This is a genomic window from Amycolatopsis sp. NPDC114505 (genome assembly GCF_055633615.1).
This window is the reverse complement of record NZ_JBVKDV010000001.1, coordinates 3,347,447-3,361,448: the sequence shown is the minus strand read 5'-3', so window position 1 is coordinate 3,361,448 and position 14,002 is coordinate 3,347,447. Positions and strand designations below refer to the sequence as shown.

Below are 14,002 nucleotides of genomic sequence, written 5' to 3'. Positions count from 1 at the left end.
CCCCTTTCCGCGGCGCACGCGCCGACCCCGCCAGCCTACGGGCCGGGTCTCCGCGCCCCGCGGGGGATCGGCCGGTACCGGGAACCCCGGCCGGGCGGGCCGCCAGGCTAAAGTTCGCGGACGTACCGAAGGCGAGGAGACTCTGGATGACTGCGGGTCAGGGGCAGCTGTCGGATTTGCTGCGCGAACACGGCGAGAGCCTGGTCGAGCGCTGGGCCGAGCTGGCCGGGGCCGGCCTGCGCGGGCGCATGACGACCACGGAGCTGCGGCGCGAACTGGGCGACCTGTTCACCATCCTGCTGCCGGTGGCGGACGAGTCCGCCGCCGGGCTCCACGATAACCGGCAACGCGAAATCCGGGCGTTCCTGGCCGACCTGTCCCGGAACCGGGCGCGCCAGGGGTTCAGCCCCACCGAAACCGCGGCCAGTGTCTTCGCGCTGAAGCAGGCCGTCTTCGAGCTCACCGAAAACGACGACGACCCCGAGGTGTTCCGCCGGCTCATGGCGTTCTCCGGGCTGCTCGACGGGCTGGGCCTGTGGACGTTCGAGTCGTACGCGGCCGCGCGCGAGGAGATCATCCGGGAGCAGTCCGAGCAGCTGCTCGAGCTGACCACCCCGGTCGTGAAGCTGTGGGAAGGCGTCCTCGCGGTGCCCCTGGTCGGCACCCTGGACTCGGCGCGCACCCAGGTCGTGATGGAGAAGCTGCTCGAGAGCCTGGTCGAGACGAGCTCCCAGCACGCGATCATCGACATCACCGGCGTCCTCGCCGTCGACACCCAGGTGGCGCAGCACCTGCTCAAGACCGTCGTCGCGGCGCGGCTGATGGGTGCCGAGTGCACCATTTCGGGCATCCGCCCCCAGATCGCCCAGACGATCGTCGCGCTCGGGATCGAGTTCGGCGACATCACGACCAAGGCGACGCTCGCCGACGCCCTGCGCCACGCCCTGCGCTTCGAAGGCGTGGAGCTCGTGCACGGCGAGAAGAGGCCCGCCTGATGGAGCGGATCCCGATCCTGAAGATCGGCGACATCCTGCTGGTCTCGATCCAGGTCGACCTGGAGGACCAGAGCGTCCTCACGCTGCAGGAGGACCTCGCGGAGAAGATCAGCACGACCGGCGCGTCCGGGGTGGTGATCGACATCTCCGCGGTCGAGATCGTCGACTCCTTCATCGGGCGGATGTTCGCGACGATCGCGTCGCTGTCACGGCTGTTCGACGCCGACACCGTGGTGGTCGGCATGCGGCCGGCCGTCGCGATCACGCTCGTCGAGCTCGGCCTCACGCTCGGCGACGTCCGCACGGCCCTGAACCTGGAAAAGGGCATGGCGATCCTGCAGGGGCTCCGGGCGGCCCGGAGATGACCTCGGCCGGCGAGGCGGAGGAGATCCCCATCGTGACGGACTCCGACGTCGTCCGGGTCCGCCAGTCGGTGCGCTCCCTCGCCCAGCGGATCAAGCTGTCCCTCGTCGACCAGACCAAGCTCGTCACGGCGACCAGCGAGCTCGCCCGCAACACCCTGGTCTACGGCCGGGGCGGGCATGCCCGGATCGAGCTCGTCGACGACGGCCGCCGCACCGGCGTCAAGGCCCTCTTCCACGACGACGGCCCCGGCATCCCCGACACCGACCTCGCGCTGGCCGACGGCTGGAGCAGCGGCAAGGGCCTCGGCCTCGGCCTGAGCGGGGCCCGCCGGCTCGTGGACGAGTTCGCACTGGACACCGAGGTGGGCCGGGGCACCGAAGTGACCGTGGTCAAGTGGTCGCGATGACCTCCGCCGACTGCCTGCCGGTGACCGAGGACGTCGCCTGGGTGGCCGTCGACGATCCGACGGCCACCGGCCGGGCGCGCCGGATCGCCACCGGCCTGGCCGAGCGGCTCGGGTTCTCCGAGCGGCGGACCGCCGAGGTCGGCATCGTCGTCACGGAGCTGGCCACGAACCTCGACCGCCACGCGGAGCACGGCACGCTCCTGGTCCGGTCGGTCCGCGCGACCACCCACGCTGCGGTGGAGGTCGTCGCCACCGACCGCGGCCCCGGCATCGGCGACCCGGCCGCGGCGATCGCGGACGGCCACTCCACCGCGGGCACCCTCGGGGTCGGGCTCGGCGCGGTGCACCGGCTCTCCGACGCCGTGACGGTGTTCTCCGAGCCCGGCCAGGGCACGATCGTCACCGCCCGGTTCCGGCCGGCCGCGGTGGACCTGGCCGACGACGACGCGGCCGGGATGACCCGGCCGATCACCGGCGAAGACGTCTGCGGTGACGCCTACGCCGTGATGCGCGCGAACGGCCGGCTGCGGCTGATGATGTGCGACGGCTCCGGGCACGGCCCGCTGGCGGCCAGCGCGGCCCGGGAAGCCGTCCGGGTCTTCTGCGAGCGGCCGGCCGGCGAACCGCCGGAACAGGTGATCGCCGCGATCCACGCGGCGCTGCGCAGCAGCCGGGGCGGCGCCGTCGCCGTCGCCGACCTCGCGCCGGCCGAGGGGCGGGTGCGCTTCGCCGGGCTGGGCAACATCGCCGCGTCCGTCGTCCTCGGCGACCGGAAGCAGGGCATGATCTCGGTGCCCGGGATCGCGGGCTACCAGGCCCGCACGATCCGCGCGTTCGACCACGAGCTGCCGCCGGGCGCCGCGGTCGTGCTGCACAGCGACGGGCTGACCGAGAAGTGGCGCCCCGGCCAGTGGACCGCCCTGTTCGACAGCACCCCGCTGGTGATCGCCGCCGCCCTCGTGCGCGACGCCGGTGCCCGCAACAACGACGACGCGGGCGTCCTCGTCGGCAAGCCGCGGCCATGACCTCCCGGCGGCGCGCGAACGAGCTGCTGCGGATGGCCTTGTCGGCCGAGTCCGGTGTGTTCGCGATGCGGCAGTACGGCCGGGAAACGGCCCGGGCCATCGGCCTCGACCGGCAGGACCAGGTCCGCGTGGCCACCGCCCTCAGCGACGTCGGCCGCGACCTGGTGCGCGGGGGTATCGAGGCGACCGTCGTCTTCTTGCTCGTCTCGACGCCGGCCCGCGGCCTGGCGATCGAGTTCACCTGGCAGGGGCCGCCCGCCGACGACGTCCTGGACGTCAGCCGTGACACCATGGCCCGGCTGATGGACGAGGTCGCCACCACCCACGAGGCCGGCCGCGCCACCATGACCATGACGAAGGGCACGACGGCAGGTTCAGCGCCCATGGACATTTCTCTCGACGCCCTGCGCGAACGGCTCGCCGGAGGCAGAGCCGCCGGCCCGCTCGACGAGCTGCGCGCGCAGAACCAGGAGCTGCTCAGCGCGCTCGAGGACCTCGAAAGCAAGCGGCGGGAGCTGCTGCGGCTCAACGAGGAGCTCGAAGAGACCAACCAGGGCGTCGTCGCGCTGTACAAGGAGCTCTCCGAAGAGCTCGAAGAGACCAACCGCGGCGTGGTGGCGCTCTACGCCGAGATCAACGAGAAGACGACGCAGCTGGCCGCCGTCAACGAGGCCAAGACCCGCTTCTGGTCGAACATCAGCCACGAGCTCCGCTCGCCGGTGAACTCGATCGTCGGCCTCGCGCGCCTGCTCGGCGCCGCGGGATCCGAACCGCTCACCGGCGACCAGCGCCGCCAGGTCCGGCTGATCAACGACTCCGGCGAAACCCTGCTCGCCCTCGTCAACGAGCTGCTCGACACAGCCAAGGCCGAATCCGGCCGGCTGGTCCCCCAGCCGACGCCCGTCGACGTCCGCGCCGTGCTCCTGCACCTGGAGGGCGTGCTGCGGTCGACCGTCCCGGCCGGTGTCGAACTCCGCATCGACGACGCCGAGGTCGCCACGCTCGTCACCGACGAGACCATGCTCGTGCGCATCCTCCGCAACCTGCTCTCCAACGCCATCAAGTTCACCGAGCGCGGCTCGGTGGGGGTTTCGGTGACCGCGACCGGCGACGAGCACGTCCGCTTCACCGTGACCGACACCGGCATCGGCATCCCGGCCGGACAGCTCGAGCGCGTCTTCGAGGAGTTCCACCAGGTCCGGAACAAGCTGCAGGCGAAGACCTCCGGCACCGGGCTGGGACTGTCCTACGCGCGGAAGCTGGCCGAGATCCTCGGCGGCGAACTCGACCTGACCAGCGAAGTCGGCCGGGGCACCACGGCGGAGCTGCGGTTGCCCGCCCGGCCCTACGGCGGCGACATCACCGCGCTCGGCAGCGTCCTCGTGGTCGACGACGACCCGGTGTTCCGCGACGAGTTCACCCGCCGGATCGCCGAGCTCTCCCCCGAGGTCCGGGTGGCCGGCGACGGCCGGGAAGCCCTGGAGACGCTGTCCGGGTTCCGCCCCGACGTGGTCTTCCTCGACCTCGCCATGGCCGGCATGAACGGCCGGGAGGTCCTCACCGTGCTCCGGGCGAAGGCGGAGCACGGTGACCTGCCCGTCGTCGTGGTCACCTCGGCCGTCCCCGACGGGCTCGACCTCACCGCGGCCGGGCTGCGCGCGGCCCTGCTGCTCAAGTCGCAGATCTCCGCCGAAACCGTCAAGCTCGCGGTCGGAGAAGCGTTCGCTGTAGTGCGGAGGACGTGAAATGGCGAAGCCGGCCGCGACCATCCTGATCGTCGACGACATGGAAGCCAGCCGCTACCTGGCGAGCAGCTGGTTGCGCCGCAACGGCTACCGCGTCGTCGAGGTGGGCACCGGCGGCGCCGGGCTCGAAGCGGTCGCCGAGCACCGGCCGGACCTCGTCCTGCTCGACGTCAACCTCCCCGACATCAGCGGGATCGAGGTCTGCGAGCGGATCAAGGCGGACCCGGCGACCTCCGCCATCCCGGTGATCCACATGTCCGCCACCGCCATCGAGATCGACGACCGGGCCCGCGGGCTCAACCGCGGCGCCGACGGCTACCTCGTCGAACCGGTGGACCCGGCCGAGCTGGTCGCGGTGGTCGAATCGGCGCTGCGCTACCACCGCGCCCGCGCCGTGGCCGAGCTGCTGGCCCGCCGGCTCACGAAGCTCACCGAAGCCACGCTCGCGATCAACTCCGCGACGACGTTCGACGGCTTCCTCGCCGCGGTCGCGGCGGGCGCGGCGGCGATCTTCGCGGCCCCGGCGAGCGCGCTGGCGACGACGCCGCAGGGCTCGGTGCGCACCGCGAGCGCCGCCGTGGACCACCGGCAGGCCACCGGCACCGAGCCCGCCGTGCTCGACAACCTGACCGCGTCGCTGCTGCAGCCCCACATGCGCACCACCGTCAGCGGCGGGCACGAGCTCGGGTGGCGGCCCGGGCGCGGGTCGACGATCGTGCTGGCCCGGGCGAAACCGGGCGCCGACGTGGTGTGCGTCGCGGTCGACGACGCCGTGGCGGCCACCGACCAGGACCGCGACGTGCTGATCCAGCTCGGCCAGGTGAGCGCGCTGGCCGCCGACGCCCTGCGCACCCTGTCCCGGGAGCGCGACCTGGCCGTCGCGCTGCAGCGGAGCCTGCTGCCGCGCCGGCTCCCGAGCAGCCGTGAGCTGCCGATGGCGGCCCGCTACCTCCCGGCGTCGAGCCACACCGAGATCGGCGGCGACTTCTACGAGGTCACCGAGCTCGACGGGCGCCTCCTCATCGCGGTGGGCGACGTCTCGGGCCACTCCCTCCAGGCGGCGCTGGTGATGGGCGAAGTGCGGCACGCGTTGCGCGCGTACGCCGTCGAAGGGCACGGCCTGGTGGAGATCCTCGACCGCCTCGACGCGCTGGTGAGCCGCTTCCACCCCGACGGCCTGACGACCGCGTGCCTGATGCTCCTGGACCCGGCGACCGGCGCGACGGAGGTGGCCTGCGCGGGGCACATCCCGCCGCTGCTGGCCGACGCCACCGGAACGCGCTACCTCGACATCCGCGGCCCGCTGCTCGGCGTCGGCCTCCGCCGTCCCCCGGCGACGAAGCTCGAGCTCCCGGTGGGCACCCTGGCGCTCCTGATCACCGACGGGCTCATCGAGCGCTCGGGCACGGACCTCGACGCGGGGATGGCGGCCCTGGCCGGAGCCGTTGCGCACGACGCGGACCTCGAGGTGCTGTGCGACAAGCTGCTGGACGAGTTCGGCCGCGACGCCCAGGACGACATCGCCCTGCTGGCCTTCCGCCGCCACGCCTGACCCGCTCGGCGAGTACGGCAGTGCGGCAGTTCGCCTAGCGGTCGGTCAGCAGCGGGACCGCGGCCAGCCAGGCCAGCGCTTCCCGCGTGTCGTGGTGGATCGGGAGGACGCGGTCCAGGCCGAGCGTCGCGATCGGCCGCAGCAGCGATCTCGTGCGGCCCGCCAGTGCGAACGGCACTCCGTGCAGAACGGCGTCGGCCGTGGTGTCCACCATGATCGTCAGGACCCGGGCCGCGCAGAACGTGACCGCCGCCGCGTCGAACACCAGGGCCGCCGGTCGGCGCCTGAGTTCGCGGTCAAGCAGGGCCATGAGGTCGTCCGTGACGGCGAGGTCGAGGTCACCCGCCGCCGTGACGACCGTCGCCTCGGCGGTCGTGCTCACCTCGAAGGACCCTGAAGCCACGGTGGGCCTCCTCAACGGAAAACCGTGCGACGGAACCGCCGTCGCGCCACCGTACACGCTCCGGGCGTCAACCGAGCAGAGCCGGGATGGCGGTGTGACCGTTGGACAGGAACGACGGCACCGTGGTCAGCTCCGCCGGGTCCACCGCCAGCCGGAGCCCGGGGAACCGCGCGAACAGCGCGGGCAGGGCGATCGCGGCCTCGAGCCGGGCCAGCGGCGCACCCAGGCAGAAGTGCACGCCGTGCCCGAACGCCAGGTGCTGCTTGTCTTCGCGGGACAGGTCGAACTCCTCGGCCGTGACGCCGTGTTCGGCCGGGTCGCGGCCGGCCGACGCGTACGCCGCGATGATCGCTTCGCCCTGGCCGATGATCGTGCCGTCGTCCAGCGCGATGTCCTCGATCGCGTACCGCAGCGGCAGGTACGGCACGGGAGCCTGCCAGCGCAGCGTTTCCTCGATGACCGCGGCCCACGTGTGGTCGCCGCGCAGGACGGCGGCGAGCTGGTCGGGATGGGTCAGGAGGGCCGTGACGGCGTGGTCGAGCAGGTTGACGGTGGTCTCGTGGCCCGCCGTGAGCATGAGGATGAGGGTGTCGACCAGCTCGTCGGCGTCGAGCCGGGTGGCGTCCTCGGCCCGCGCGGTGATCAGGGCGCTGGTGAGGTCGTCGCCGGGGTTCGCGGTCTTGTCGGCGACCAGGCCGCGCATGAGCTCGTACAGCTCCAGCGAGTTCGCCTGGGCCTGTTCGGCGGTGACGGTGGTGTCGAAGATGGTGTCCACGACCGAACGCACGGCGGACCGCCGGTCGGCCGGCACGCCGAAGAGCCGGCAGATCACCTCGACCGGCAGTGGGTAGGCGAACTCCTCGCGCAGGTCGACCGGTCCCGCACCCCTGCGTTCGAGCCGGTCGAGCAGCCCGGTCGTGATCTGCTCGACCTCCGGGCGCATGGCCTCCACCTGGCGCACGGTGAAAGCCTTGGACACCAAGGCCCGCAGCCGCCGGTGGTCGGCGCCGTAGGTGGTGAACATGTTGCGGACCGACACCCAGATCAGCAGCGGCCAGTCCTCACCGATCCGCCCTTCGCGCAACGCGGTCCAGTGCGCGCGGGGGTCCTTCGACACCCGGGGGTCGGTCAGGAGCTTGCGCAGGGTGGCCGCGTCCGCGACCGCCCACGCCGGGACGCCGCCGGGCAGCTCCACGAGCCCGGCCGAGCCTTCGGCCCGCAGGAGCCGTCCCTCTCCGTGCACGTCCTGGCCGGTCACGTCGAGCCGCAAGACGTTGCCCCTGGTCATCTGGTTCCTCCCGCAGCCGGACCGGCCTAACCGTAGGCCGTCCTTCCGGTTTTACCAGCAGGGCAGCGGATTCCGGCACGGTGGTGGGAGAATGAGCACCACGAATAGGGGTGCCCCCTGCCCGCCGTCAGCTCGGCTGGAAGAACGCGAGCAGTCGCCGCGCGGCGTCCGGCGACATCAGCAGTTCCTTCATCTCCGCGGACTTCCGGCCGACGGCGCCGGTGCGTTCGAACATTTCGCTTTCGTACTCGGCGATGGCGGCGGGGACGTCGTCCGGGTGCGCGGCCAGCGCGAGACCGAGCGAGACACCGTCGAGCAGGGCCATGTTGGCGCCCTCGCCCACCGCGGGCATCAGGTGCGCGGCGTCGCCGAGCAGCGTGACGTCCGCCTTCGACGGCCAGGTCAGGCCGACCGGAAGGGTGAAGAACGGCCGCCCCAGGACCGTGTCGTCGCAGGCCGCGATCAGCGCGGTGAACCGCGGGTCCCAGCCGGGGAGCAGCTCGATCAGCCGCGCCCGGGCGGCGGCCGGGTCGTCGAACGGGATCCCGGTGGTGGCGAAGAAGTCCTCGCCGGTGTGGTAGAAGCTGAGGCCGATGCGGACGCGGCCGTCGCCGTTGCGCTGCGCCACCAGGGACTTCCCGTCGCCGAGCACCCAGTAGTTGCCGCGCCCGACCATCGCCGCGAGGTCCGGGTGCGTGCGGTCGACGTCGGGAATGCCGACCTCGACGGCGTTCTGGCCGATGTGCGCCGGGCGGGCGTCGGTGACCAGCGCGCGGACCCGGGACTGCGCGCCGTCCGCGCCGACCAGCAGGTCGTAGGGCGCACTGCGGCCATCGGTGAACCGCACGACACCGTCGCCGGCGGACTCGAACGCGTGCCCCCAGCGCACCGCGTCGCCGGGGATGGAGTCCAGCAGCAGGTCGCGCAGATCGGCGCGGTCGACCTCGGGCCGCAGGAGCGGCGCGTCGTCGGGCGTGTCCTCTTGGAGCAGCAAGGTGCCGTCCGGCTCGAGCAGCCGCATGTCCTGGCCTTCACCCCGGGCGATCGCGTGGAACCCCTCGATCAGGCCGGTCTCGCGCAGCGCCCGCTGGCCGGAGTGGATGTCGAGCATGCCGCCCTGGCCACGCGCGTCACGCGAGGACTCGCGTTCGTACACGACGGCGTCGATGCCCTTCACGTGCAGCATCCGGGCGAGGGCCAGGCCACCCGGCCCGGCGCCGACGATGGCGATCTTCATGGGTCCCCCTTCGATACACCGTATTGTCAAATACACTGTATCGAAGGATGCGATGTACTGTCACCCGCATGGTGGTGTGGGAACGGCCGGAGCCGCCGGACCGGCCGGTGCCGGGCCCGCTGAGCCGGGAGCGGATCGTCAAGGCGGCGATCGCGCTGGCCGACGCGGCCGGCCTGGAAGCGGTGTCGCTGCGCAAGGTCGCCGCCGCCCTCGACGTCGGGCCGATGCGGCTGTACGGCTACCTCGCCACCAAGGACGAGCTGCTCGACCTGATGGTCGACGCGGTCTACGCCGAGATCCGGCCGGCCGGGGACGACTGGCGGGAGGTGCTGACGTCGGTCGCCGAGCTGACCCGGCGAGCCGCGCACCGGCACGAGTGGCTCGCCGACCTGATCGGCGGGCGGCCCCAGCTCGGGCCGAACGCGCTGGCCAGGGGCGAGGCCGTGCTGTCCGCGCTGGGCAGCATCGACGTGGACGTCGTGATGCCGGTGGTCAGCGCGGTCGACGCGTTCGTGATCGGCACGGTCCGCCGCGAGATCGCCGAGCGGCGCGCCGAGCGAAGCTCCGGGCTGGACCAGCGAGCGTGGCAGTCCGCCTACGGCCCTTACCTGGAACGGATGTTCGCGACCGGCCGGTACCCCGCGCTGGAGACGGTCGTCCGCGACGCCGCGCACCTCAACGCCGAGCAGACCTTCCGGACCGGCCTCGGCTTCCTCCTCGACGGCATCGGAGCCGGCGTGACCGTCAGCGGCGGAGACGCGCGATGAACTCGTCGAGCTGACCGAGCTGCCGCTCCGGGGTGGCCTCCCTCGGCGAGAGGACACCGAGGATCTGCAGGCCCATGAGCATCGAGAGCAGCTCGTCCACGACGGCGTCGATGCTCGGCGGCTCGCCGATCTCGCCGTCGGCCGCCGCCTCCGCCAGGAGGGCGCTCATCTCCACGCGCCAGCAGTTCATGAAGCCCGTGTGCATCTCGGCCTTTTCGGGTGAGTTCAGCGCCTGCTGCCAGAACGTGATCGCCAGCCGCGCCTCGGTGCGGCGCTCCTCGTCCAGCGGCATGATCTCCAGGCACAGCGTCCGGAGTCCGGCCAGGCCGTGGCGATCCCCTTCCGCTTTGTCGGCGCGGGTGTTGGTCGCGTCGAAGATGTGCTGGAAGGCAGCGGTGAGGACGGCGTCCTTGTTCGGGAAGTAGTAGAGCAGCGCCCCGTTCGCGAAGCCGGCCGCTTCGGCGATCCGCCGGGTGGTCACCGACTGGATGCCCTCCTCGGCGACGAGCCGCCAGACCACCCCGATGATCTCCCGGCGGCGCGCGTCGTGATCGACAACCTTGGGCACGGGTGCTCTCTTTCCGACGGCGGCACGTCCTGCCAGCCTAGGCCGTGACCCAGCCGTGACTTTCGGCCCTCTTTATTTTGTACAAGTGCTCAGTATAGTTGCCGCCACGCGCTCAAGGAGGACGCCGATGCCTCAGCATCCGCTCGCCCCGGTGACGGCCGAAGAGATCCGGACCGTCCGCGAAACCGCCGAGAAGGCCGGACTGGTCGCCGAAAGCACCCGGTTCGTCTACGCCGGCCTCGAAGAACCGCCGAAAGCCGAAGTGCTCGACGGCACCGCGGGCCGCCGGTTCCGCGCGCTGCTGCTGGACCTCGAGACCCAGGTGTCGCGGGACGTCGTCATCGACGTGCTCGCCGCCGAAGTCGTTTCCGCCACCGAGCTCGACACCGCGACCAGCGGCCAGCTTCCCGTACTGGACGAGGAGTTCGAGCTCGTCGAGCAGGTCCTCTCGACCGACGAACGCTGGCTCGCCGCGCTCGAAGCCCGCGGTCTGGCTGTCGAGAATATCCGCGTGGCCCCGCTTTCCGCCGGCGTCTACGCCGACGAATACCCGGGCGAGTCCGGCCGGCGGATCCTGCGCGGCCTGGCTTTCCTGCAGGAGCAGGAAACCGACTCGGCGTGGGCCCACCCGATCGACGGCCTCGTCGCCTACGTCGACACGATGAACCGGGTCGTCGACCAGGTCATCGACAGCGGCGCGGTACCGGTGCCGCGCGAGTCCGGCAACTACGACGACCCCGCGGTCAGCGGTCCCCCGCGCACCACGCAGAAGCCGATCGAGATCACCCAGCCCGAAGGGTCGAGCCTGCACCTCGACGGCAACCTCCTCACGTGGGAGAAGTGGTCGCTGCGCGTCGGGTTCGACGCCCGGGAAGGCCTGGTGCTGCACCAGATCGGCTTCGACGAAGGCGGTGGTGGTACTGGCGTCCGCCCGATCGTCCACCGCGCGTCGATCGCCGAGATGGTGGTGCCCTACGCCGACCCGGCGCCGGTGCGGTCGTGGCAGAACTACTTCGACACCGGCGAGTACCTCGTCGGCCGGTACGCGAACGCGCTCGAGCTCGGCTGCGACTGCCTCGGCGAGATCACCTACCTGGACGCGGTGATCGCGGACGAACGGGGTGAGCCGAAGACCCTCCCGAACGCCATCTGCATCCACGAAGAGGACTTCGGGATCCTGTGGAAGCACACGGATCTGTGGTCCGGCTCGGCCCAGACGCGGCGGCAGCGCCGGCTGGTCGTCTCGTTCTTCACCACGGTCGGCAACTACGACTACGGCTTCTACTGGTACTTCTCCCTGGACGGCACGATCGCGTTCGAGACCAAGGCGACCGGCGTCGTCTTCACCTCGGCCCACGACGGCGGCGACTACCCATATGCGTCGCAGATCGCACCCGGGCTCGGCGCGCCGCTGCACCAGCACCTGTTCAGCGCGCGGCTCGACATGACCGTCGACGGCGTCCACAACCGCGTCGAGGAAATCGACGTCGAACGTGTGCCGATCGGGCCGGACAACCCGCGGGGAAACGCTTTCACCACGCGCCGGACCGTCCTCGAGAGGGAGTCCGAAGCGCAGCGCGACGCCGATCCCGGCCGCAACCGGGCCTGGCACATCGTCAACCCCGGCCGCGAGAACCGCCTCGGCCGCCCGGTCGGCTACGCGCTGATCCCGGAAGGCCTGCCGACCCTGCTCGCCGACCCGGCGTCGTCCATCGCGCGGCGCGCCGGGTTCGCCACGAAACACCTGTGGGTGACGCGCTACGACCCGGCCGAACGGTATTCGGGGGGCGACTTCGTCAACCAGCACGCCGGCGGGGCCGGGCTCCCGGCCTACGCGGCCCAGGACCGCTCGCTGGACGGCGAGGACGTCGTCGTCTGGCACACCTTCGGCCTCACCCACGTGCCGCGCCCCGAGGACTGGCCGATCATGCCGGTCGACCACACGGGCTTCACCCTCAAGCCGGTCGGGTTCTTCGACCGCAACCCGACGCTGGACGTGCCGCCGTCGGCGAGCGCGCACTGCCACCACGAGGGAGGCCAGGCATGACCCCCGCGACCCTCGTCGTCACCGGCGGCCGGATCCGGACGCAGGACCCGGCGCAGCCGTGGGCCGAAGCGCTGGCCGTGCGCGACGGCGTGCTCGTCGCGGTCGGCAGCGACGCCGACGTCCAGGCGTTCATCGGGCCGGACACGGTGGTCCACGACGTCGGGGGCGCGCTGGTGGTGCCGGGCCTGATCGACGGGCACGTCCACCTCAACCTCGGCGGCAGCCAGGCCGCCTTCGAACTGCCCCTGCTGCCGACCGACGACCTGGCCACGATCCTGGAGAAAGTCCGTGAGTGGGCGGAAAAGCTCACTCCGGACGCGTGGCTCGCCGGCGGCCGGCCGGTCCTGCTGCGCGACGACAGCATGCACAACCGGTGGGTCAGCTCGAAGGCGTTCGAAGCGATGGGCGTCGGGGCCGATTCGCCGGACCCGGAAGGCGGCCGGTACGTCCGCGACGCCGAAGGCCGGCTGACCGGCGTGCTGCACGAAGCGGCGTCCGCGCAGGCCGAAAGCGCTTTCGCCCGCTCGATCACCGACCTCCCGGCGCGGACGGCCACCGCCGTGCGCCGCGCGATCGAGGTCCTCAACGGCTACGGCGTCACCTCCGCGCAGGAAGCGGCCACGATGCTCGGGCCCGCGACCGCGCTGCACGACCTCGAAGCCGCGGGTGAGCTCAACGCCCGGGTCGTCCTCTCCGGACCGGCGAGGCCGTTCCTCGAAGACGGCGTCGTCGGCGAGGACCTGTTCGCGCAGCTGGAAAAGCTGCGCGGGGAGCTGGTGCGCCCCGACTTCGTCAAGATCGTGCTCGACGGCGTCCCGATGACCCGCACCACCGCGCTGCTGGCGCCTTATCGGTGTCACCACGGGGAAGAACCGTTCCGCGGCGAGGCCTACTGGACCCTGCCGGAGCTGGTCGAGCAGCTGACCCGGTGCACCGAACTGGGGCTGGGCGCGAAGCTCCACGCGACCGGCGACGCGTCGGTCCGGCTGGTGCTCGACGCCGCCGAGCGGATCCGGCGGGCGGGGTCGGGCATCGGCCTGCAGATCGCCCACGCGGAGTTCGTCCACCGCGACGACATCGGCCGGTTCGGCGCGCTGGACGTCGTCGCCGACCTCTCCCCCTACATCTGGTACCCCAGCGTCATCCAGGACAGCATCGGCGTGCAGATCGAGCCGGCGCTGATCGAGGAGTCCTGGCCGGTGCGGGACCTCGTCGACTCGGGCGCGCTCGTCGCGGCCGGTTCGGACTGGCCGTGCGCCGCGCCGACGCCCGACCCGTGGACCGGCCTGGAAACCCTGGTCACCCGCGCGAACCCGGACGGCCGGTTCCCCGGCACGCTCAACCCCGGTCAGGCCGTCACCGTCGAGGAAGCGCTGGCCGCCTTCACGACCAACCCGGCGAAGGCGATGGGGATCGACGACGTCGCGGGCCGGCCGGCGCCCGGGTACGCGGCCGACTTCCTCGTGCTGGACCGGAACCTGTTCGAGATCGACCCCGGCGACATCCACGCCACCGTGGTCGAGCGGACGTACTTCGCCGGACGGCTCGTCCACCACCACGAGCCGTCCAATCCCTGACGCCCCCGTCTCCCTCGGAGCCGACC

General features: G+C 72.0%; 13 protein-coding genes. 9 read left to right on the top strand and 4 right to left on the bottom strand.

The genetic code is table 11. The annotated features are described in order from the left end of the window. The first annotated feature begins 146 nt into the window (after nt 1-146). Genes ACZ7OU_RS16655 through ACZ7OU_RS16630 form a run of 6 tightly spaced genes read left to right on the top strand, consistent with a single transcriptional unit; the run spans nt 147 to nt 6,089 of the window. Complete coding sequence (locus ACZ7OU_RS16655; RefSeq protein WP_470255651.1) at nt 147-995, top strand: STAS domain-containing protein; 849 nt, start codon at nt 147-149, stop codon at nt 993-995. Then, nucleotides 995-1,360 carry an STAS domain-containing protein gene (locus ACZ7OU_RS16650; protein WP_470241066.1) on the top strand — a complete coding sequence of 122 codons (366 nt, stop codon included), beginning with the start codon at nt 995-997 and terminating at the stop codon, nt 1,358-1,360. The genes ACZ7OU_RS16655 and ACZ7OU_RS16650 overlap by 1 nt, the downstream gene beginning before the upstream one ends. Then, entirely contained in the window at nt 1,357-1,767 is a 411-nt protein-coding gene (locus tag ACZ7OU_RS16645) for an anti-sigma regulatory factor (RefSeq protein ID WP_470255650.1), read from the top strand. Before ACZ7OU_RS16650 ends, ACZ7OU_RS16645 begins: the two co-directional genes overlap by 4 nt. Further along, a complete protein-coding gene (locus tag ACZ7OU_RS16640; protein WP_470255649.1) occupies nt 1,764-2,792 on the top strand; it encodes an ATP-binding SpoIIE family protein phosphatase in 1,029 nt (342 codons plus the stop codon). Before ACZ7OU_RS16645 ends, ACZ7OU_RS16640 begins: the two co-directional genes overlap by 4 nt. Beyond that, nucleotides 2,789-4,537, top strand: a complete 1,749-nt coding sequence (locus ACZ7OU_RS16635; RefSeq protein WP_470255648.1) for an ATP-binding response regulator — start codon at nt 2,789-2,791, stop codon at nt 4,535-4,537. Before ACZ7OU_RS16640 ends, ACZ7OU_RS16635 begins: the two co-directional genes overlap by 4 nt. Nucleotide 4,538: 1 nt before the next feature. Continuing rightward, the gene (locus ACZ7OU_RS16630) at nt 4,539-6,089 is read left to right on the top strand and encodes a SpoIIE family protein phosphatase (protein ID WP_470255647.1); all 1,551 of its coding nucleotides are present in this window, start codon (nt 4,539-4,541) and stop codon (nt 6,087-6,089) included. 34 nt (nt 6,090-6,123) lie between these two features. On the opposite strand, the gene ACZ7OU_RS16625 is transcribed toward ACZ7OU_RS16630, so the two are convergent. The 3 genes from ACZ7OU_RS16625 to ACZ7OU_RS16615 form a co-directional block, all read right to left on the bottom strand. After that, the gene (locus ACZ7OU_RS16625; RefSeq protein ID WP_470255646.1) at nt 6,124-6,492 is read right to left on the bottom strand and encodes an STAS domain-containing protein; all 369 of its coding nucleotides are present in this window, start codon (nt 6,490-6,492) and stop codon (nt 6,124-6,126) included. A gap of 67 nt (nt 6,493-6,559) precedes the next feature. Next, the gene (locus ACZ7OU_RS16620; protein ID WP_470255645.1) at nt 6,560-7,780 is read right to left on the bottom strand and encodes a cytochrome P450 family protein; all 1,221 of its coding nucleotides are present in this window, start codon (nt 7,778-7,780) and stop codon (nt 6,560-6,562) included. Nucleotides 7,781-7,907: 127 nt separating this feature from the next. Beyond that, on the bottom strand, nt 7,908-9,017 hold the full coding sequence (locus ACZ7OU_RS16615) for an FAD-dependent oxidoreductase (protein WP_470255644.1): 1,110 nt from the start codon (nt 9,015-9,017) through the stop codon (nt 7,908-7,910). Nucleotides 9,018-9,085: 68 nt separating this feature from the next. Here ACZ7OU_RS16615 and ACZ7OU_RS16610 point away from each other — a divergent pair, with 68 nt between their 5' ends. Next, on the top strand, nt 9,086-9,784 hold the full coding sequence (locus tag ACZ7OU_RS16610; RefSeq protein WP_470255643.1) for a TetR/AcrR family transcriptional regulator: 699 nt from the start codon (nt 9,086-9,088) through the stop codon (nt 9,782-9,784). On the opposite strand, the gene ACZ7OU_RS16605 is transcribed toward ACZ7OU_RS16610, so the two are convergent. Continuing rightward, on the bottom strand, nt 9,762-10,352 hold the full coding sequence (locus ACZ7OU_RS16605; RefSeq protein ID WP_470255642.1) for a TetR/AcrR family transcriptional regulator: 591 nt from the start codon (nt 10,350-10,352) through the stop codon (nt 9,762-9,764). The two genes, ACZ7OU_RS16610 and ACZ7OU_RS16605, sit on opposite strands and share 23 nt — an antisense overlap. 85 nt (nt 10,353-10,437) lie before the next feature. On the opposite strand from ACZ7OU_RS16605, the gene ACZ7OU_RS16600 reads away from it, so the two are divergent. Next, nucleotides 10,438-12,399 (top strand): primary-amine oxidase, encoded by a 1,962-nt coding sequence (locus ACZ7OU_RS16600; RefSeq protein WP_470255641.1) that lies wholly within the window; start codon nt 10,438-10,440, stop codon nt 12,397-12,399. Continuing rightward, nucleotides 12,396-13,976: an amidohydrolase gene (locus ACZ7OU_RS16595; RefSeq protein WP_470255640.1), complete on the top strand. Its 1,581-nt coding sequence runs from the start codon at nt 12,396-12,398 to the stop codon at nt 13,974-13,976. The genes ACZ7OU_RS16600 and ACZ7OU_RS16595 overlap by 4 nt, the downstream gene beginning before the upstream one ends. Nucleotides 13,977-14,002 lie beyond the last annotated feature (26 nt).